This is a genomic window from Paeniroseomonas aquatica (assembly GCF_030409335.1).
In the GTDB taxonomy this organism is placed as follows: Bacteria; Pseudomonadota; Alphaproteobacteria; order Acetobacterales; family Acetobacteraceae; genus Belnapia; species Belnapia aquatica.
The window spans coordinates 1-537 of record NZ_JAUFPN010000064.1 but is presented as its reverse complement, the minus strand read 5'-3'; the positions used below and the strand labels follow the sequence as shown (position 1 = coordinate 537).

General features: G+C 72.1%; 1 protein-coding gene. It reads left to right on the top strand.

Annotated elements, in window-relative coordinates:
• Window positions 1–144: 144 nt before the first annotated feature.
• Window positions 145–537 (top strand): ATP-binding protein (locus QWZ14_RS07245; protein WP_290315957.1); only part of this gene is annotated, 393 nt, incomplete at its 3' end.

Sequence of the window (537 nt, the reverse complement as noted above, 5' to 3'; positions counted from 1 at the left end):
CTACCTCCTGGGCGAGGCGGCATTGCACAAGGCCCGGCCCTTGCCGGTCGATGTCGGCGCCTTGGCCCGCTACGACCGGCCGATGCCCAGCGTCGCCGATTACGACACGCTGCTCGTCTCCAGCCCCTGCGCGGGGCGGGCGTGATGAGTGACCTGCAGGACCAGGCCATCCGGCAGCATTGCAAGGCGCTGCGCCTGCCGACGATCGGCAGCCAGTTCAGCCGCCTGGCGGAGACCGCCATCCGGGAGCAGCAGTCCCATCCCGGCTATCTCGAAGCCCTGCTGGCGGCGGAGATGGAGGAGCGCGAGAGCCGGGCGATCGCCCGGCTGCTGCACGACGCCCGCCTGCCGCGGATGAAGACGCTCGAGGCGTTCGAGTTCGCCCGCTCCGGCGTCTCGGCCGCCCAACTGCGTGGGCTGGCCGAGGGCGACTACGTGGCCAAGGCCGAGCCGGTGCTGCTGATCGGTGACGCAGGTACCGGGAAATCCCATCTGGCCACGGGGCTCTGCGTGGCGGCCTGCCGCCAGCGGCGGCGG